17 protein-coding genes are annotated in these 20030 nt (G+C 64.5%); 9 read left to right on the plus strand and 8 right to left on the minus strand.

The window, feature by feature from the left end:
- Window positions 1–115 precede the first annotated feature (115 nt).
- The gene (gene prfB, locus LWF01_RS11970; RefSeq protein ID WP_349637611.1) at window positions 116–1237 is read right to left on the minus strand and encodes a peptide chain release factor 2; all 1122 of its coding nucleotides are present in this window, start codon (window positions 1235–1237) and stop codon (window positions 116–118) included.
- Window positions 1238–1512: 275 nt separating this feature from the next.
- Here prfB and LWF01_RS11975 point away from each other — a divergent pair, with 275 nt between their 5' ends.
- The 9 genes from LWF01_RS11975 (at window position 1513) to LWF01_RS12015 (ending at window position 12404) form a co-directional block, all read left to right on the plus strand.
- Window positions 1513–2934, plus strand: a complete 1422-nt coding sequence (locus LWF01_RS11975; protein WP_349640909.1) for a sugar porter family MFS transporter — start codon at window positions 1513–1515, stop codon at window positions 2932–2934.
- A gap of 234 nt (window positions 2935–3168) precedes the next feature.
- Window positions 3169–4392, plus strand: coding sequence for a TadA family conjugal transfer-associated ATPase (locus tag LWF01_RS11980; protein WP_349637612.1), 1224 nt, complete (start codon window positions 3169–3171; stop codon window positions 4390–4392).
- Between the two features lie 152 nt (window positions 4393–4544).
- Window positions 4545–5267, plus strand: a complete 723-nt coding sequence (locus tag LWF01_RS11985; protein ID WP_349637613.1) for a type II secretion system F family protein — start codon at window positions 4545–4547, stop codon at window positions 5265–5267.
- Window positions 5264–6211, plus strand: coding sequence for a type II secretion system F family protein (locus LWF01_RS11990; RefSeq protein ID WP_349637614.1), 948 nt, complete (start codon window positions 5264–5266; stop codon window positions 6209–6211). Before LWF01_RS11985 ends, LWF01_RS11990 begins: the two co-directional genes overlap by 4 nt.
- Window positions 6212–6285: 74 nt before the next feature.
- Window positions 6286–6495, plus strand: coding sequence for a hypothetical protein (locus tag LWF01_RS11995; RefSeq protein ID WP_349637615.1), 210 nt, complete (start codon window positions 6286–6288; stop codon window positions 6493–6495).
- A complete protein-coding gene (locus tag LWF01_RS12000; RefSeq protein ID WP_349637616.1) occupies window positions 6488–6868 on the plus strand; it encodes a TadE family protein in 381 nt (126 codons plus the stop codon). Before LWF01_RS11995 ends, LWF01_RS12000 begins: the two co-directional genes overlap by 8 nt.
- Window positions 6865–7290 (plus strand): hypothetical protein, encoded by a 426-nt coding sequence (locus LWF01_RS12005; protein WP_349637617.1) that lies wholly within the window; start codon window positions 6865–6867, stop codon window positions 7288–7290. The genes LWF01_RS12000 and LWF01_RS12005 overlap by 4 nt, the downstream gene beginning before the upstream one ends.
- Complete coding sequence (locus tag LWF01_RS12010) at window positions 7283–7723, plus strand: Tad domain-containing protein (protein ID WP_349637618.1); 441 nt, start codon at window positions 7283–7285, stop codon at window positions 7721–7723. The genes LWF01_RS12005 and LWF01_RS12010 overlap by 8 nt, the downstream gene beginning before the upstream one ends.
- Window positions 7724–7907: 184 nt before the next feature.
- Window positions 7908–12404, plus strand: coding sequence for an FtsK/SpoIIIE domain-containing protein (locus LWF01_RS12015; RefSeq protein WP_349637619.1), 4497 nt, complete (start codon window positions 7908–7910; stop codon window positions 12402–12404).
- Between the two features lie 89 nt (window positions 12405–12493).
- On the opposite strand, the gene LWF01_RS12020 is transcribed toward LWF01_RS12015, so the two are convergent.
- The 7 genes from LWF01_RS12020 to LWF01_RS12050 all read right to left on the minus strand — a co-directional run bounded on the left by LWF01_RS12020 (window position 12494) and on the right by LWF01_RS12050 (window position 19983).
- On the minus strand, window positions 12494–12934 hold the full coding sequence (locus tag LWF01_RS12020; protein ID WP_349637620.1) for a hypothetical protein: 441 nt from the start codon (window positions 12932–12934) through the stop codon (window positions 12494–12496).
- Between the two features lie 13 nt (window positions 12935–12947).
- Window positions 12948–14060, minus strand: coding sequence for an adenosine deaminase (locus tag LWF01_RS12025; protein ID WP_349637621.1), 1113 nt, complete (start codon window positions 14058–14060; stop codon window positions 12948–12950).
- A 65-nt stretch (window positions 14061–14125) separates the two neighbouring features.
- Window positions 14126–15424: a thymidine phosphorylase gene (locus tag LWF01_RS12030; RefSeq protein WP_349637622.1), complete on the minus strand. Its 1299-nt coding sequence runs from the start codon at window positions 15422–15424 to the stop codon at window positions 14126–14128.
- 24 nt (window positions 15425–15448) lie between these two features.
- Window positions 15449–15790: a cytidine deaminase gene (locus tag LWF01_RS12035; RefSeq protein WP_432762024.1), complete on the minus strand. Its 342-nt coding sequence runs from the start codon at window positions 15788–15790 to the stop codon at window positions 15449–15451.
- A gap of 61 nt (window positions 15791–15851) precedes the next feature.
- The gene (locus LWF01_RS12040; protein WP_349637623.1) at window positions 15852–17162 is read right to left on the minus strand and encodes an ABC transporter permease; all 1311 of its coding nucleotides are present in this window, start codon (window positions 17160–17162) and stop codon (window positions 15852–15854) included.
- Window positions 17159–18412 carry an ABC transporter permease gene (locus tag LWF01_RS12045; protein WP_349637624.1) on the minus strand — a complete coding sequence of 418 codons (1254 nt, stop codon included), beginning with the start codon at window positions 18410–18412 and terminating at the stop codon, window positions 17159–17161. The genes LWF01_RS12040 and LWF01_RS12045 overlap by 4 nt, the downstream gene beginning before the upstream one ends.
- Window positions 18409–19983, minus strand: a complete 1575-nt coding sequence (locus tag LWF01_RS12050) for an ABC transporter ATP-binding protein (RefSeq protein WP_349637625.1) — start codon at window positions 19981–19983, stop codon at window positions 18409–18411. Before LWF01_RS12050 ends, LWF01_RS12045 begins: the two co-directional genes overlap by 4 nt.
- Between the last annotated feature and the right edge of the window lie 47 nt (window positions 19984–20030).

Consider the following 20030-nt stretch of genomic DNA (forward strand, 5'->3'; position numbering starts at 1 on the left):
CGATTGAGAACAGGTACGAACTCAGCTGCTGACCGTTCTGAGTGTATTGCGTGCTGCCCTGGCAATCCCTGCGTTTGGTTGCGCTTGCGCGTGTCGCGCAAAGACAGCTATCCGGCTACGCCGACTGCGCGGCCTGCTGTTGTTCTTTCCGCCAGCGGATTCCGGCCTCGATGAATCCGTCGAGGTCGCCGTCGAAAACGGCCGAAGGGTTGTTGACTTCGTACTCGGTGCGCAGGTCCTTCACCATCTGGTACGGATGCGTCACGTACGAGCGCATCTGATCGCCCCAGGAGGCCTTGATGTCGCCGGCCAGGTCCTTCTTCTGCGCTTCCTCTTCGCGACGCTTCAGCTCCAGCAAACGCGATTGCAGCACACGCATCGCAGCAGCCCGGTTCTGGATCTGCGATTTCTCATTCTGCATCGAGACCACTGTCCCGGTCGGCAGGTGGGTTATCCGCACCGCGGAGTCGGTTGTGTTGACGCTCTGGCCACCCGGACCGGACGACCGATATACGTCGATGCGCAGGTCGTTCTCATCGATGTCGATGTGGTCGGTTGTCTCGATAAGCGGCACCACCTCGACGGCGGCGAATGACGTCTGCCGGCGACCCTGATTGTCGAAGGGGCTGATCCGGACCAGGCGGTGGGTGCCCGCTTCGACCGAAAGCTGCCCGTAGGCATAGGGCGCGGAAATCTGGAACGTTGCTGATTTCAGTCCGGCTTCTTCGGCGTATGAAGTGTCGAGCACCTCACGGCCGAAGTCCTTTGCCTCGGCCCACCGCAAGTACATCCGCATCAGCATCTCAGCGAAGTCGGCGGCGTCCACTCCCCCAGCGCCCGCTCGGATAGTCACGACGGCATCGCGCTCGTCGTACTCGCCCGACAACAGGGTGGAGATCTCCAGCACGCTGAGTTCCCGTTTCAAGGTCGCCACCTCGCGCACGGCCTCTTCGAGCGTGTCGGCGTCGGATTCGTCGCCGGCCATCTCCGCGAGCAACTCGACGTCGTCGATGCGGCTTTCGAACTTTTCCAGCCGCTCAAGGGTGGTTTGCTTGTGTGAAAGCTTGCTGGTCACCTTCTGCGCGGCGTCCGGGTCGTCCCACAAGTTGGGCGCCGAAGCCTCCTCAGTCAGCTCGCTGACTTCCTGGCGCAGCTCGTCAACATTGCTCACCTGTCGGATGGACTGGAATGTGGAGCGAAGCGCGGAAATCTCCAGCGCAAAATCAAAAGCGGCCATGATATGTGAGATTACGACACCACGGGCGGCTGGCACCAATGCATGGCGCGTGCCCGGGGTGCTCTTCGGCACTTGGTTCGGAAGGGGCGTATCGTAGGGCCGACTCTCGCCGAGGCCGGATTCAGTGCTTAGTGCCTGCGACCGTGGCGGCGTTTTACGCAGACAACCCAGCAGTTGGGAGCACTCCCTTGAGTGAAAAACCACAAACCCCCCAGTTCTACCCTGCACACGATCCCCGGTACAGCGACCATGGCGACTCGCATGTCGGCCGGGCGATTATTATTTCGATCGCCGCCGCCGTCGGCGGGTTCCTCTTCGGCTTCGACACCTCCGTGATCAACGGTGCAGTCGACGCGATCGAGGGCGAGTTCGGCCTCTCGGCGTTCATCACCGGCCTCGTCGTCGCCATCGCTCTGATCGGTTCAGCCGTTGGCGCCTGGTTCGCCGGCCGGCTGGCGGATCATTGGGGCCGTCTGCGGGTGATGTTCATCGGCGCGATCCTGTTCTTCGTCTCCTCGATCGGATCCGGGTTCGCGTTCGCCGCCTGGGACCTGGGCATCTGGCGCTTCATCGGCGGCTTGGGCATCGGCGTCGCCTCGGTGATCGGACCGACATACATCTCCGAAATCGCGCCGGCCCGGTTGCGGGGCCGGTTGTCGTCGCTGCAGCAGATGGCGATCGTGCTTGGCATTTTCGTCGCGTTGCTCTCAGACGCATGGTTTGCCAATAGCGCCGGCGGTGCGGCGGAAAATCTCTGGTTCGGGCTCGCAGCCTGGCGCTGGATGTTCCTTGTCGGCCTGGTGCCGTCGGTGATTTACGGTCTGATGGCCCTGGCAATCCCGGAATCACCGCGCTTCCTGGTCGCCAGGGGACGCGATGCCAAGGCCGGCGAGGTCCTCAAGGACGTGCTCGGCGAGACGGACGAGCAAGTCGCCGCCCGGATCGATGCGATCAGGAAGTCGGTGGACCGGGAATCAGAGCCGTCGTTCAGCGATATCAGGCACCCGAAGTACGGCCTGTTGCCCATCGTATGGATCGGCATCCTGATCGCTGTCTTCCAGCAGTTCGTCGGCATCAACGTCATCTTCTACTACTCGACATCGCTCTGGCAGTCGGTCGGCTTCGATGAGAGCTTCTCATTCACCGCATCCGTGATCACCTCGGTGGTCAACGTGCTAGTCACCGTCGTGGCGATCGCGCTCGTCGACCGGCTCGGCCGGCGGCGACTGCTGTTGATCGGTTCGGCGGGTATGGCTGTGAGCCTCGCCGTGATGGCGATCGGCTTCGCGCAGGCGGTCATCGTCACGGGAGCCGATGGCGCGCCGACCCCTGAGTTGCAAGGCGCCTGGGGCCCGCTGACCCTGGTCGCGGCGAATGCCTTCGTCGTATTCTTCGGCGCCACCTGGGGGCCGATCATGTGGGTCCTGCTCGGCGAAATGTTCCCGAACCGGATTCGCGGCCTGGCGATGGCAATCTCGACCGCGGCGAACTGGCTGGCAAACTTCGCGGTGACAATTACATTCCCAATGCTTCGGGACACCTCGCTGGGACTGACCTACGGGATTTATGCGTTCTTTGCCGCCCTGTCCTTCGCCTTCGTGCTGCTTAAAGTGCCCGAGACCAAGGGCATGGAGCTCGAGCAGATGACCAACGATTTCAAGGTCGTGCGGAAGAAGCGCAGCGACAAGGTCGGGTAACGCCGCTTACGGAGGTGGCGGAGTAGCGCCCGGGTAGTGCCGCTAGCGGTGAATTCAGACATTTCCCGCGTTTGCGACAAGCCACCACAACACTCGCAAAACAGCTGAAACGCCGAGAAAAACCGCAAAGCCGACAAAGCAGTCCAATCGTCGCAAGTTGCGATCAAACCTAGTCAAACTACGATAAATATCGCTAGTGTGCATCCTAAGGTTCGACGTCCTTAGGAGTGGCGGATGGATGCCATCGCGATCGTGGAAGACGAGGTGCGAGAGCTGGTGCGCCGGCGCGGCCTGGATCCGCGCACGGACACGTCGGAGATGAAGTCGTTAGTTGCGGCAGTTGTCGCGGACTATGACGATCGCTACCTTGCCGGCGGCCTGCCCCAGCTTCACGATCAACAGCAGGCGATCCGTCACGTCGTTGACGCCATCGCGGGACTCGGGCCGCTTCAGCAGTATCTTGACGACGACGACATCGAAGAAATCTGGCTGAACGACCCGCGCCGGATCTTCGTCTCCCGGAACGGCATTTCCGAGCTCACGCCTACCCTGTTGAGCGAGGATCAGGTGCGCGACCTGGTGGAGCGAATGTTGAAGACCACCGGACGCCGCGTCGACCTGTCCAGTCCTTTCGTTGACGCCACCTTGCCGAACGGCGCACGTCTGCACGTCGTGCTGCCGGATATCACCCGAAAACACATCGCGATCAACATTCGCAAGTTCGTTGCCCGAACCCGCACCCTGGGTGACCTGGTCGCCGCCCGCGGGCTGACCACAAGCGCTGCGCGGTTTCTGCACGCCAGCGTGATAGCCGGACTCAACATCGTGATCTCCGGCGCGACACAGGCTGGAAAGACCACATTGCTCAACACCCTTGCTGCCTCCATCCCGGCCCGCGAGCGCGTGATCAGCTGCGAGGAAGTCTTCGAGATCGATCTGCCCAACCGTGACTGGGTGGCAATGCAGTGCCGGCAGCCATCGCTGGAGGGCACCGGAGAGATCGCGTTGCGCAAGCTGGTCAAAGAGGCGCTCCGGATGCGCCCGAATCGGATCATCGTCGGCGAGGTCCGCGAAGCAGAAAGCCTCGACCTGCTAATCGCGCTCAACTCCGGGCTTTCCGGGATGTCGACTCTGCATGCGAATTCGGCCAGGAACGCGATAAACAAGCTGTGCACTCTCCCGCTGCTGGCCGGCGAGAACATTTCCTCACGCTTCGTGGTGCCCGCAGTGGCCAGCTGCCTGGATCTGGTCGTGCACTGCCGGTTGGAAGCGGACGGGCAGCGCCGCGTGTCCGAGGTTCTCTCGGTACCCGGCGGGGTGGAGAACGACACCGTGGAGGCCGAAACCATCTTCACCTCCGTCGATGGCCGGCTGATTCGGGCCGACGGCTTTCCCACACACGCGGGCCGGTTCTCTGATGCCGGCTTCAATCTCTCCGAACTGCTGGCAACGCCATGATCAGCCACTCGACCGCGTCGGTACTCTGCGGACTACTGGGCGGAGCTGGGTTGTTCGCCATCTGGTGGTCGTGCTGGGCACCGTCACTACGTCGACAGCGTGCCGCACCCAGGTGGCGTCAATCACTGGATGACCTGTTGCGGCAAGCGGGAGTGAGCGCGCTGTCTCCCGCGGGGCTGCTTGCAATCTGCCTCGGCTTCGGCTTGCTGACCGGTCTGACCGGATTCTCGATCACCCGCTCGCCGACGATTACCGCCTGTTTCGCCATGTTCGCCCTGGCCGCTCCGCTGTTCCTGGTTCGGCATCGGGCCAGGAAACGGCGATCGTCGCTTCGGGAGCTCTGGCCGGAGGCCGTCGACCACCTGGCCAGTGGCATCCGGGCGGGCCTGTCATTGCCGGAAGCGCTCGGCAATCTTGCCGAGCGAGGTCCCGAGGGACTGCGCGAAGACTTCGCGTTCTCCGCCACCGAATACCGGGTCACCGGAAACTTCATCCTGTCGATCGACGCACTCAAGTTCCGGATGGCGGACCCGGTCGCCGATCGAATCGTCGAAGCGTTGCGGATAACCCGGGAAGTCGGCGGAAGCGATCTGGGCCGGATGCTGAGAACACTGTCTGCGTTTCTTCGCGAGGACGCCCGGACCCGGTCCGAACTCGAGGCCAGGCAGTCCTGGACGATCAACGGTGCCCGACTGGCAGTCGCCGCGCCGTGGATCGTCCTCGGCCTGATCTCGACCCGCCCCGAGGCCGCCGTCGCCTACAACACAAAGGGCGGCGCGCTGCTGCTCGGAATCGGAATCGTGGCGTCGTTCCTGGCCTATCGGACGATGCGGCGACTGGGACGCCTGCCGGACGAGCCCCGGGTGCTGCGATGAACTGGCTCACTCCATTCAGCCCGGTCGTCGTCATTGGCGGCGGAACTCTGCTGGGGCTCAGCGTGGCATGGACGATCTTCCGGCTGCCGGTATTCCATCGCCCAACGCTTGACGATCGGCTCGGGCCCTATCTTCGGGACCAGCCGCGTGCCTCACGCCTGCTCAACCGGCCGGCACCCAACCTCAGGCACGGACTGGCACAGCTCGTCGCACCTTGGCCACAGGCTGCAGGGCGTTGGCTGGAGCGCCACCTGGGCGCAACGAACAGCGTCAGACGGAGGGTTGAACGGCTGGGATCCGGCCTGACCACGGAGCATTTCCGCGCACAACAGGTGCTCTGGGCGGCCGCCGGTCTGCTTGCGGCGATCGCACTGGCGGTCGCCGTCTCGGCCGCTCGTGGCTTTTCGCCGTTCCTGCTGATGGGACTCGCCCTGCTCGGCGTCTTCGGCGGCATCGCCGGCCGGGACCACCTGCTGACCCGTCAGGTGGAACATCGCGAATCGCTGATGCTCGCGGAGTTTCCGATGATCGCCGAACTGCTCGCGCTGTCGATCACAGCGGGCGAGGGACCTGTCAGCGCCCTGGAACGGGTGAGCAGGACCTGCCGCGGCGAACTGTCGCGGGAGTTGCAAAAAACACTCGCCGACGCGCGCAGCGGAACCCCGCTGGTCGAGGCGCTCGACGGATTCGGCAGGCGGGCCGAGGTGCAGAGCATTTCCCGGTTCGTGGACGGGATAGCCGTTGCAATCGAGCGCGGAACTCCTCTCGCTGAAGTGCTCCGGTCCCAGGCCTCTGACGTGCGGGAGGCCGGACGACGTCGGCTATTGGAGGCAGGCGGAAAGAAAGAGATCGCCATGCTGGTTCCGGTCGTGCTGTTCGTGCTACCGATCACCGTGGTATTCGCGATCTTCCCCTCGATGGCGGTGCTCAACCTGCAGCCATGACCTAAGAACACAGCACCGCGTAAGTCGCGGGCAGCAAACCATAATCCACAATCCACAAAGCAAAGGGACGCACTATGAAACGCCTACCGGATTCACTGCAATTGCTGTTCTGCCAAACACTGTTTCGCAACGAAGGTCGGGATCGCGGAGACGTACCCGGCTGGGTTTTGATCACGATGATGACGGCCGGACTGGTGATAGCTTTATGGGCCCTTGCCGGCGAGGCGCTGAGCACCATGTTCACCGATGCGATGCGCAGCGTCACGAAGGCAGGCAATGGCTAGACGCGCCGACACCGGATCGGCGGTGGCCGATTTCGCCCTTATCTCAGGCCTGCTCGTTCTGGTGTTCCTCGGCGTCATTCAGCTCGCCCTGATTCTGCACGTTCGCAACACGGTGATCGACTGCGCAGCCGAAGGCGCCCGCTTTGCCGCGCTCGGCGATCAGTCAGCAACAGACGGAGCGACTCGGACGAAGGAACTGATCAGCAGTTCGCTGTCGCCGAAGTACGCGCGCGACGTTCGGGCGCGCGAAATCACCGTTGACGGAGTACGGCTGATTGAGGTGTCTGTCTCGGCACCGTTCCCGGCCGTGGGCCTGCTGGGTCCTGGCGGTGCTTTGCAACTCAGCGGACATTCGATAGCAGAACTGCCATGAGACCGGCTACCGAGGACGCTGGAAGCGCGCTGATCGAATTCAGCGCGGCCGGCCTGATCTTGCTGGTGCCATTGATCTACCTGATCGTCGCCCTTGGCCAACTTCAGGGCGCCTCCTTCGCGGTGAGTTCGGCGGCATCAGGTGCAGCAAGGCTCCTTGCACGGTCGCCGAATTCCGCCGAATCCCACCGGGCCGCGGAGGAACTGGTCGACCTCGCGCTGCGAGACTATGGCCTCGACCAGGCTCCCCGCACAATCCGGGTGTCCTGCTCACCGGCTTGTGACAGCAATGATGCCCTGGTCACGGTCTCGGTGACCGCGGAGGTCGCGCTGCCTGGCGTGCCCGCGGCGCTGGACCAGCAGCTGCCGGCACGGGTTGAAATCCGGGACTCGCACACGGATGCGGTGTCCCGCTATGGCTAATCGTTGCCGGGGTGCGGATGACGGACAGATTCTGCCGCTCGCGATTGGGTTCTGCGCCATCGGACTGAGCATCATCTTCGTGGTCATCGCCATCTCCAGCGTCTATCTCGAACGGAAGCGGCTGCAGTCGGTAGCTGATTCCGCCGTTCTTGCCGCTGCGGATTCATTCGTTCCGGAACTAGGGCCCGAGCCATCGATCCGGCTGACCGACGACAGCGTCAGACACGGCGCCCGCCGCTATCTCGAGCGCACCGACGCCGAGACACGGTTTGAAGCTCTCCGCCTGGTTAGGCCCACCGGAAGCACTGACGGAGTGTCCGCGGAGGTAAGCCTGCGGGCGCGAGCGCGACCGGCGATACTGTCCGTGTTCGTTCCCGACGGCATCCAGATCTCGGTGACCTCCCGTGCCCGCGGCAGCCTGCGAGACGGCTAGTATCCCCGGCCGTCAGCGGTTCGAACCTGACGTCAGGGTTCGAACATGCCGTCAGGGTTCGAACCTGACGTCACAACGCGGCGCCAGCGCAGATTTTCCACAGTTTGTCGGTTCCTGCCGGTATTCGATTGTGCCGGCCTAGGCTCGTGATCACGACAAGCGCCGGAGATCAGGAGTGCAGCAGGTGCGCTGGATACGTATCAGCGTTAGTGACCGGACGACGAGCCAGAGCCGGCACGATCTCGCCATATCGGCCGAGCCGCAAGAAACTGCCGGCGTTGTTCTGGAACGGATTCGGTCCTTTCTTCAACTACCTCAAGACACGGTGTTCTTCTGCTCCGCCGATGCAACGAAAGCGGGCGCGGCGATCAACGAGACCACCGGTTGGTGTTCGCTGATCAGCGCAGGTGTTATTGCCGATGGCGACACCATCACTGCGGAAGCCCGATCGACTGGGTCCGGGGCGGTAGCAGGCGTCGGCCGAACACGGCTCGGGGCCACTTTGGCGGGCCCGGCCTCACCCAACGACCTGGCTGTTGCCCAGCGAATAGAACTCGCGGTGACCGGCGGGCCCAACGCCGGTGCCCGTTTTCCCTTGGCCGGGGGTCGTTTGACCATCGGACGTGCCACCAGCAACGACATCGTGCTCGACGACGGCACCGTCTCTCGATGCCATGCCGTCGTCGAGCAAACCCCCACCCGTTTGTTCATCGCCACGGCGCGGCGGGACGTGCCGTTGTTGGTCGATGGCTGTCCCTTGCGGTTCGGCGCCAGGCAGGTCCTGTCACTGGGCTCCACCCTGCGGATTGGCACCTCGCTGCTCAGCCCTCGGCTGGCCTCGCCCCCGAACCACGGTGGCTCAGCATCGATTTCAGTGCCGCCCATGCCGCCCATGCCGCAGGATGCCCTGCCGTTGCCCGAGGAGACACTGCCCGAGAACCACATGCCGCAGGAGGCACCGCCCGATAGCCACATAGCCGAGGTTGCCCGGCCGCCAGATGGCGAATCCACACCGCCGTCCCTTTCGGCCCCGGAACCACCGGATCAGCCGCGCCCCCGAAGCCTGACGCTTGCGACCCTCATCGCTCCGCTAGTCGTCGCGGCTGTTCTGGTGGCGGCTACCGGGTCATGGCTCTTCCTGCTGATGTGCGCGGTTTCGCCCATTCTCGCCCTCGCTGGCTTTCTGTCCGATCGACGGTCAGGAAAGCGGCGCGGCAAGGCACACGAACGGCGCTACCGAGAGGAGTGTCAGGCCTTCAGCCGATACCTGGTGCAGGTCCTCCGGCACGAACGATCCGACCTGGAGTCCCGGTTCCCTGACCTGGCCACCCTTTGCGCGGGCCTGGCCGCCGGTGCTGTTCCCACTCAGAATTGCGGCTTGACGGCGCCGGAGCCGCAATTCCGTTTGGGTTTGGCGACAGTTCCGTCCCGGGTCGAGATCGACGGCGCAGTGCCCGATTTTCCCGGGTCGCCACCCCAGGATACGAAGCCAGATTCCGGCAAGTACCGGCCCGGGGGCACTCGATGGCGTCCTGCGATTTGCTCGGCGCCGGTCGGCGTCACGCTCCGCTCGACGCTGCTTATCGTCGCCGATAACCAGACCCGCGTCGGATTGGCCAGTTCCCTGATCGTCCAACTCAGCGCGGTCGGCGCGTGGCTCGTGATCGCCGCACCGGATCCGGGCAACTGGGAGTGGGCGAGATGGCTGCCCCGTTGTGCGCGGGAAGATTCGGTCGGTGCGGCCGTGGCCGTGGCTCGTACGCTGGATGATCCTGGCCGTCGTGTCGTTATGTTTATCGAAAGTGAAGGCGAGAGTCAGGGCGTACTGTCCGCTGCATCGGCATGGCAGGAAGAACATCCGGAGCGGCGGCACATCGTGGTGCTGGCGCCCAGACAGCCGGAGCCGATCCTGTCTGCCGACCGCCTGACCTACCGGAGCAATGGCGGGGCGGAACTCGAGTACCGCAGCGTGCCTAACCAGCAGGGCATGTCCGACCGGCAGAACCGAGCGGTTGTCGGCCTGAACAGCGCCCTCTCGTGCCTCCGGGATGTCAGCGGCATCAGCCTCGACCTGCTACGATCAGATGTCGCGGAAACGGCTGCCCGGTCGCTGGGCCGAACCGGCGCTGGCGCCGATCACGCTGGCGATGACCGGACGGGATCGGCGTCGCTGTCCACGCTGCTCCGCTGTGATCGGCTCAGTCTGACCCGGCGTTGGAACACAACGCCGTATTCCACCCGGGTGCCACTCGGTCTGGGTGAGACGGGACCCGTCTGCATCGATCTGGCCAGGGATGGTCCGCATGCAGTCATCGCGGGCACGACAGGCTCGGGCAAGTCGGAGTTCCTGCAAAGCCTAATCTTCGCCCTGGCCGCCGTGAACCGTCCCGACGAACTCCAATTCGTGCTTATCGACTATAAGGGTGGCTCAGCCTTCAGCGAGTGCAGTCGGCTTCCGCACGCTGTCGGCACAGTCACGGACTTGGATCCGCAGCTGGCCGGGCGGGCGCTACGCTCGCTGCGGGCCGAGCTGAAACGGCGTGAACGGCTGTTCGCCGAGTTCGGTGCTGCCGACCTTGACGGTTACCGAAGGCTAAGGCAGCCCGATAGCCCGCGGGTTGCCCGGCTGGTTGTGGTGATCGACGAGTTCAGGGTGCTGGCCGATGAATTGCCCGATTTGATCTCCGGGCTGGTCCGGCTGGCTGCCGTGGGCCGGTCGCTCGGCGTACATCTTATTGTGGCGACCCAGCGTCCTGCTGGGGCGGTCAACGCCGATATGAAAGCCAACATGAATCTTCGGATTGCCCTTCGGGTTCGGGATGCAGCCGACTCGGCCGACCTGCTTGACGCACCCGATGCCGCCCGGATTCGGGTTGACCAGCCTGGCCGTGGCTTCATCCGGAGTGGAAATGGTCCGCTGATCGAGTTCCATGCTGCCCGAGCCTTTGGCGCAGACGACGCTGCTGTCCCCGACGATTCACCATCCGTCCGGCTGATGTCGACGGCCGATTTCGGGCTGGGCTGGGCTGCGTTTCTGAAACGCGCCGCAGCCACGTCTGCCCAGGCTCCGGTGGATCCGACTGATTTTGCCGGGGCAGCGGAAGAAATCCCGCGGCAGGCCGGTCCCTGGCTCGCGCCGCTGCCCGCTCGGGTTTCCACTGACGATCTGCCCGCCGATGCTCAGGATGGCAGATCGAACGGGCTTGCTATCGGATTGGCCGACTGCCCGGAGCTGGCAGCGCAGCCGCCCCTGCACTGGGATCTGCCACACGACGGACACCTGATCGTTGCCGGAACCTCACGTACCGGCCGCACGTCCTGCGTCCGCACGGTGCTCTCCCGGCTCGGCCGGCCGAACGCACCTGAAACCCACGTCTACATTCTCGACGCCACGCACGACCTCCGGGCGGCGGAGGCGCTGCCCTTCGTCGGCGCAATCGTCACTCTGGACGATGACACCAGGCTGGCCAGGTTGCTCCAGCGACTCTCGGAGGAGGTCAGCGACCGACGACGGCTATTCAACGCGCACCAAGTCACCACGATTGACGAGTTCCAGCGGGCGGCTGATGCCTCGCTGCCATATCTTCTGCTCATCATCGATGGATGGGAAGCCTTGTCGGCGAAACTTGAGCAGCTGGACGGCGGGCGGCCGGTCGACGTGCTGATTCACCTGGTCCGGGACGGCATTGCGGCCGGCGTCCGCGTGCTGGTCACCGGAGGACGATCGCTGCTCACCTCTCGCCTGGCCTCGCTGATCCCTGCCCGGCTGCTGCTCCGGCTGGCTGACCGGGCTGATCTGTTGCTGATGGGCGTCCCCTCCGCGCACATTCCGGCAGCAATGCCACCGGGCCGAGCTTTGCTGCTTGGCCCACTGGGAGGTTTCGACCTGGCCGATCCGCTGGAAGTGCAGTTGGCCATCGACGACGGGGCCTATTCGGCGGCGCCACCTAGGTCCGCGAAGCCGGGGATGCGGCAACCGTTCAGGGTTCGGCCGCTCCCGGACCGGATCCTGCTACGAGCCCTGCTGCCGGCTACGCCGGCGGAGGAAGCGTCATCCGGAATCGACCCCACGCCGATCGTCCTCGGTGTTGGCGGGGACGATCTGGCGTGCGCTCGCTGGGATCCGGGCCGCAGGCCGGGCACTCTGCTGATCGCGGGGCCCCGCGGCTCGGGAAGATCGAATGCGCTGGCGGTGATCGCCGAACAGGCCGTGGCCCAGCGGCGGACGATACTGTGTCTGGCTTATGCCGAAGGAGCGCTGCAGGAGTTCGCCGAGACGGCCGGTCTGAGCCTCGGCGATGGTCCTGTCGTAGCAGCGGCCCAGGCAATTGCCACTGCCGCGCCGGGCACCCTGTATCTGGTGGACGACCTGGAGACCGTGCCGCGGGAGATCGAGACCGCGCTGCTCGATCGCCTGGTCACAGGGAGCACATCGTTGAAACCCGCGCGGGATTGCATCGTATGCGCGGGCGTGAGCTCACTTCTCGGCGGCGGCTATAGCGGGCTCGTGCCCGCCATGCGCGCAGGACGAAGTGGGATCCTGCTGAACCCGTCCGGCTATGCCGACGGCGAGGTGCTGGGGCTCAGAGTCGGGACGCCGGGCGCGCAGCTTCCCGGCCGCGGCCTGCTGGCGCTCGGCCGGACTCCGCAGCCAATCCAGTTAGCGCTGTGGGAGCCCTGAGGTGGCCATCGCAGCATTGGCCAAGTGATGGCTCGGAGCTTGCCGGAAGCGAGCCAGCAGCCACGAGGCAACCGCAGCAGCCTGCCTAGCTACAGCACCTTCCGGGAGCCGAGAGTTCCGCGCGTCGCCGCGGCCACCGAGGGGACGAACAGCCCCGCGACAACCACAATGCCCGGTATCAGCAGCGCGATTCCGAGGCCCGGCTGGCCGCCGGTCATGGTCGGAATGGCAACGGACGCAACGAGCAGCTGCCAGACGATCGCCGCGGCGCGAGGCCAGCGCAGACCCTGCCATAATGCCCTGGCAACGAACAGCAACCCAACGCCAAGCACCAGCACCAGCACGAACAGCGCGATAGCCGACGACACCGATGTGGTCGGGGCGGTGACCAGCGAATACATCAGCCAGCCCGCGGCCCCGAGCATAGCGCCGGCCTCAAGCGCCACGATTGCGACGATGATCACCAGCAGGAACGGACGCCGAGCCGGGGTCGGAGATTGCTGGCGATCAACAGGTGGTTCGGTGGACATGATGTGAACCTCGCTAGACCGAGGATCCCTCGAAGCCCGGCAGCAGGAGCTCGTCGAGCAGTGCTTCGCGGTCCGGCAGGTCGAGGAACGCATTTTGCAGCGCGTTGACGCTTACCCAAAGCAGATCGTCGTGGTCCCAGCCGGCCTCGTCCATCAACAGTCGCATTTCCCGGGTCATCGACGTTCCGGACATCAGCCGGTTATCCGGGCTCAACGCCACCGTGAAGCCCTGATTCTTGAACCAGGTGATCGGGTGTTCCGCTATCGACGGCGCTGCAGCGGTTTGCACATTGGAGCTTGGGCACAGCTCAAGCGGCACGTGCCGGTCGCGTACCCACTGGGCCAGCCGGCCAAGCCTCGGATTACCCGGGTCGCTCAGGTCGCAGTCCTCGATCAATCGGACTCCGTGCCCGATCCGCTGGGCATTGCACAGCTGGACGGCCTCCCACACCGACAACACCCCGTCAGCCTCGCCGGCGTGAATCGTCACCGGAAAGTTCTCCCGGTGCAGAAGTTCGAATGCCTCACGATGGTTGGATGCCGGGAATCCGAGCTCGGCCCCCGCGATGTCGAAGCCTACGGCTCCCGCATCGCGATGGCGCAGCGCCAACTCGGCGATCTCGACGCTTCGATCGGCGTGACGCATCGCCGTGATCAGCTGGCCGACGACAATGGTCTTACCCTCCAGCGCGGCCTCGGCAACCCCGGCGTCAAGCCCGGCCTGCACCGCATCGACGGCCTCATCGAGTGATAGCCCCCCGGCCAGGTGCTGTTCGGGCGCCCAGCGGGCTTCAGCGTAGATCACGCCGTCGGCCACCTGATCGAGCACCCATTCGGTGGCCACCCGGTGCAGGTTCGCGTGAGTCTGCATCAGGGCCGTGGTGTGATCGAACGTTTCCAGGTAGCGGACCAGGTCACCCGAGTCACAGGCATCCCGGAACCACAGCTGCAGTTCGCCGGCATTATTGCTGGGTAGCTGGTAACCGATCTCGTCAGCCAGCTCAATGATCGTCTGCGGTCGAAGGCCACCGTCCAGATGGTCGTGCAGAGAGACCTTCGGAAGAGCGAGAAGGGGATCGTGCGGATCGACGCCGAACGGAGTGGGAAAACGTGGATGAGAAGTCACACGCCAACTCTACGTGCACCGGCATCCGAGGTGGCGAAGGCACCACCTAGCCGGCCAAAACCCCGCTATCCGATCCGGTCAAGGATCAGCGGCGACGCATCCGGCTGTACGTCCGAAATCTCCACCGCGCCATCCAGTGCTTCGCGGGCCCGAGCAAAGCTCTCGGGAGTGTCGGTCAGCAGCGTCATCAACGGTTCGCCAGCCCGGACATAGTCCCCTCGCTTCGCATGCAGCCTGACACCGGCGCCGGCCTGCACCTTGTCCTCCTTGCGTGCGCGACCCGCACCGAGCCGCCAACCTGCCACCCCAACCCCTAGAGCGTCGAGCCGGACCAGGTAGCCATCTCGTTCTGCGAGCACCACGTCGGTTTCACCCGCCTTCGGCAGCGGAGCAGCATTGTCTCCGCCCTGCGCCGCTATCATTCGCCGCCAGGCATCCATCGCGCTGCCGTCGGCGAGCGCCGCCGCGGGATCGGCATCCGGCCTGCCTGCGGCCCTCAGCATTTCAGTAGCGAGCGCGATCGTGAGTTCAACGACGTCCGCGGGGCCGCCGCCGGCGAGAACCTCCAGGGACTCTTCGACCTCGATCGCGTTTCCCACGGCATAACCGAGCGGGGTGGACATATCGGTAAGCAGCGCGACTGTCGAAACCCCGGCGTCGAGCCCGAGGCCGACCATGGTGCGGGCCAGCTCGGCGGCGTCTTCGGCATCCTTCATGAAGGCCCCGCTGCCCACCTTGACGTCGAGGACCAGCGAAGAGGTGCCCTCGGCGATCTTTTTACTCATGATCGACGACGCGATCAGCGGAAGGCAGTCGACAGTCGCCGTGACATCGCGCAGCGCGTAGAGCTTCTTGTCCGCCGGGGCCAGGTCCGCCCCGGCGGCGCACACCACGGCGCCGACGTCGGAGAGCTGCGAGAACATTTCCGCCGTAGTCAGATCGGCACGCCAGCCCGGGATCGATTCGAGCTTGTCCAGCGTTCCGCCGGTGTGGCCGAGTCCCCGGCCGGACAACTGCGGCACCGCAACACCGAACGAGGCAACGACCGGCCCGAGCGGCAGGGTGATTTTGTCACCCACGCCGCCGGTGGAATGCTTATCCGTCGTGGCTAGTGCCCTGCCGTCTCGGCTCAGGTCACCGAAGTCGAGGCGGGTTCCGGAGGCGATCATCGCCGCGGTCCACTCGCCGACCTCGGCCCGGTGCATTCCGCGGATGAAGATCGCCATCAGAAGTGCCGACATCTGTTCCTCGGCGACAATTCCCCGGGTATAGGCGTCGATCATCCACTCGATCATCAGCGGCGTGAGTTCACCGCCGTCGCGTTTGGTCCTGATGATGTCGACAACGTCGAATGCCTCAGACATAACAGTCATCCTCGCAATTTCGTCCTACTGAAGGTTCGCCGGCCCGAAGGCATCCGGCAGCACCTCGGCCATTGACCGGTCCCCTGACACGGTGCGGAGCACAAGCGACGGCGCGGCATGTTCGCTGAGCAGCTGACGGCATCTGCCGCACGGCATCAGCACCTCGCCGTGTTTGTCGACGCAGACGAACGCGGTCAGCTTGCCGCCGCCGGAGCGGATCAGCTCCGAGACCAGGCCGCATTCGGCGCAGAGCGTGACCCCGTAGGCCGCGTTCTCCACGTTGCAGCCGGTGACGAGCCGGCCGTCATCGACGAGCGCCGCAGCGCCCACCGGAAACCGTGAGTACGGCGCGTAGGCCGCGCGCATGGCCTCGACCGCGGCCTGTTGCAACTCGTCCCACTGAGCCTCGGGTATGCCAGCCACGCGACTAGCCCTTCTCGTAGGCCTGGCCGGAGGCCGCGGGCGCCCGCGACTTGCCCACCAGGCCGGCGACGGCGAAGATCGTCGCCAGGTACGGCGCCATCTGCAGGAACTCGCTCGGGATCGGGGTCTGGATGATGCCGAGGATGCTCTGCAGGTTGTCGGCGAATCCGAACAGCAGGGCGGCGGAGAACGCACCAACCGGACTCCAGCGGCCGAAGATCATCGCGGCCAGGGCGATGAAGCCCTTGCCTGCTGTCATCTCCTTGGCGAAGCCGATGCCGGAGCCGAGAGTGAAGAACGCACCACCCAGGCCGGCGACCAGGCCGGAAATCATCACGTTGAAGTAGCGGGTGCGATTGACCTTGATACCCATGGTGTCCGCCGCCGTCGGGTGCTCACCGACAGCGCGCACACGCAAGCCCCATTTGCTCTTGAAGAGGGCGATATGCAGCCCGATCACCACCAGGAACATGATGTAAACGATCGCGGACTGATTGAACAGGATAGGTCCGACCAGCGGGATGTCGCCGAGCAGCGGGATCTTGAACCTGCTGATCGCCGTTGGGTTGTTCAGCAGGTCACCGTTCTTCGCCAGCGCCTGCGAGTAGATGAAGCTGGTGATGCCGATGATCAGCACGTTGAGCACAACGCCGACGATGATCTGGTCGACCGCGTACTTGATCGCGAAGACCGCCAGCAGCAGCGAAACAATCAGGCCACCGATAGCGGCGGCGATCAGGCCCAACCAGGGGTTACCGGTAACCGTCGCGACGATTGCGGCTACGAAGGCGCCGGCCAGCAGCTGGGCTTCGATCGCAATGTTCACCACGCCGGCCCGCTCGCAGAGGATGCCGGCCATTGAACCGAAAACCAGCGGCACGGCGAGAATCAGCGAGCCCTGCAACAACGCGACGAAAGAGATCGACTCGGCTGCCACTGCCCAGGTCAGGAATGCAAAGACCCACACCACGCCGAACACGTACGGCAGTACGACCGGCGCGGTCCGGCGGGTGGCAACCAAGACAGCGGAGTACACCGCGATACCGATCGCGATCAGGCCGAGAACGATGCCGGCGGCCTTTGACGGGACGCCGATCGGTGAGAACTGCAGGAAGTCGGACCGGGTGGAAATGCCGAACGTGGACTCGGTCGCCCCAGGTGTGGTCACTCCGAAGAAAATCAGCGCGATCAGGCCGAGGATGCCGTAGGCGATTGGCGCCTTGTAGCTGGTCTGACGTTCCACCCGGGCATCCGCTCCGAGCGGGGCGTCGGATGGCAGTCCTGCCGGCGATTGCGAAGCTAACGTGCCGCTCATGCCGACCTCTCCTTCGTTTTCAGCCGGAATATGGTTCGGACCAGCGGTGGTGCGGCGATGAACAGCACCACCATCGACTGCACAACCGAGACGATGTCGATGGCCGTCCCGGTACGGGCCTGCATCACGACGCCACCCGCCTTCAGCGCGCCGAACAGCAGACCCGCGAGCACGGTGCCGAGCGGCGTCGATCGGCCGAGCAGCGCCACGGTGATCGCATCGAAGCCGATGCCGCCTGCCACACCCGAGGTCAGGTACAGCTCAGTGCCAAGAACCTGGCTGACGCCGGCCAGCCCGGCCAGCGCACCCGCGATCAGCATCACGGTGATGTAGCTGCGTTCGACCGAGATGCCGGCGGTACGCGCTGCATTCGGGTTGAAGCCGACCGCACGGTAGCCGAAGCCGACCGTCGAGCGGTTCAGCAGCCACCAGACGCCGACAGCGGCCAACAGCGCCAGGATTAGGCCGAAGTGCGTGCGCACAGGAGAATCCGCGCCGAAAAGCCGCCACAGCTGGGCACTCTCCGGCATGAACCGACCGATCGGATCTGTGCGGCCCTCCCGGCGAAACACCTCCGTCGTCAGCACATAGAGCACGAGGAAGGTGGCGATGTTGTTCAGCATGATCGTAACGATCACCTCATGCGCGCCGGTCCTGGCTTTGAGGAAACCGGCGATGCCGGCCCACAGCGCACCGCCGACCAGCCCGGCGAGAACGGTCGCCACGATGTGCAGGCCGTAGGGCAGATTCATGCTGCCGCCGACGTAGCCGGCGAAAATGGCACCGACGATGAGCTGGCCCTGGGCACCGATGTTGAACAGGCCTGCGCGGAACGCCAGTGCCACTCCCAGGCCCGCGGCGATCAGCGGCGTGGCATAGGTCAACGTGTCGGCAAGCGGTCGCAGTGCCCGCAGCAGGGTGTACTCACTGATGTCGATGATTGAGCCCTGGAACATCGCGGTGTATGCACCGCCGACAGCAGCGCCAATCGCGGCGAAGGTGTCACCGGGCCGCGAGAAGAAGTACTTGGACGCCGCGATGACGGCCTCGTTCGAAGCGGCGATTAGAACCGCGCCGACAAGTAACGCCAGCACGAGCGAGAGGAAGGTCAGCAATGCCGATCCGGTCGCGATCTCGTGCAGCAACCCGGCCATCCGACCGCGTTCGGGCGGCTGAGGTGGCTTCGCGGCGGCTGGTTCGGGCGTGGCCAGTGCGCGGCCCTCTCCTTCGGCAGGTTCCTGGCCGCTCACAGCACTCCCCCGCCCAGGTCGGTCTCTGAGGTGGCCGTAGCCGGCAATTTCTTCACGCTTTCCTTCGCCTGTTCTGCGCTGGCGCCAGCCATCATCAAGCCGAGCACATCCCGGTGGATGCCGCCATCGACAATGCCGACGATTCTTCCTCGGTACATCACGGCGATCCTGTCCGCGAGCGCCAGCACCTCGTCCAGCTCTGTGGAAACGATGATTACCGGCGTGCCCTTGTCGCGCTCTGACACGATCCGCTGATGCAGGAACTCGATGGAACCGACATCGACCCCACGGGTCGGCTGTGAGGCGAGGAAGAGCTTGAGTTCGCGCGATAGCTCACGCGCCATCACGACCTTCTGCTGGTTTCCCCCTGACAGCTTGCCGGCGAGGGTTTCGGTGGAGGGCGTACGGATGTCGAACTCCTGCACCCGCTGTTCGGCGTTGCTCTGTATCGCCCTGGTCTTCAGAGCAATACCGGAGGAGAAGCTGGGAGTGTCCTTGAGGTCGAGGACCAGGTTCTCCGCAACGCTCATCCGGCCGACCAGTCCATCGACTCCGCGGTCTTCGGGAACGAACCCGACGCCGGAGCGCAGCACCTTTGCCGGCTTTCGGCCGAGCAGTTCTTTGCCGTCGAGCGTGATCGATCCATGCGTTCGCGTGGTGAGGCCCAGAATGGCCTCGGTCAACTCGGTCTGACCGTTTCCCTGCACTCCGGCAACGGCGAGGATCTCGCCACCCCGTACGTCGAAGGACACACCGTCGACGACGACCCGGCCGGTGTCATCGCTGACAGTGAGGTTACGCACCGAGAAACTGCGATCGTTGACCTCATGCTCGCTTTTCGACACCCGCAGGCTGACCGAGCGGCCAACCATCATCGATGCCAGGTCGGCCTCGCTGTCTTCCGGCTTCGCCTGGCCGACAACCGCGCCGCGTCGAATCACCGTGATCCGATCGGCAATGGCACGGACTTCACGAAGCTTGTGGGTGATGAACACGATCGAAGTGCCAGAATCGGAGAGCTGCCGCATGATGGCGATCAGCTCATCGGTTTCCTGTGGGGTGAGCACAGCGGTGGGCTCATCCAGAATCAGAATCCGGGCGTCACGCACCAGAGCCTTGATAATCTCCACCCGCTGCTGCACGCCGACCGGCAGGTCCTCGACAAGCGCGTCGGGATCGACGTTGAAGTTGTACTGATCGGACACCTCGCGCACCCTGCGGCGGGCGGTCGCCAAATCAAGCAGGCCGCCTGCCTTCGTGGGTTCGTTGCCAAGGATGACATTCTCGGCAACTGTGAACACGGGAACCAGCATGAAGTGCTGGTGAACCATTCCGATTCCGGCCGCCATGGCATCCCCGGGCCCGGCGAAAGCCACTGCCTTCCCGTCCACCAGGATCTGCCCGGCATCGGGCTGGTAAAGGCCGTAGAGGACGTTCATCAACGTTGATTTGCCGGCGCCGTTCTCACCGAGCAAGCAGTGGATTTCTCCGGGCTCAACGGTCACATCAATATGATCGTTGGCGACCAGCGAACCAAATCGCTTGGTTATGCCTGAGAGTTCAAGCTTCATGGGTGCTTCTTTCCTCTGATCGCCTGACGCCACAAACGGCGGAGAGG

Origin of the sequence: Saxibacter everestensis (assembly GCF_025787225.1) — a bacterium.
Lineage (GTDB): Bacteria > Actinomycetota > Actinomycetes > Actinomycetales > Brevibacteriaceae > Saxibacter > Saxibacter everestensis.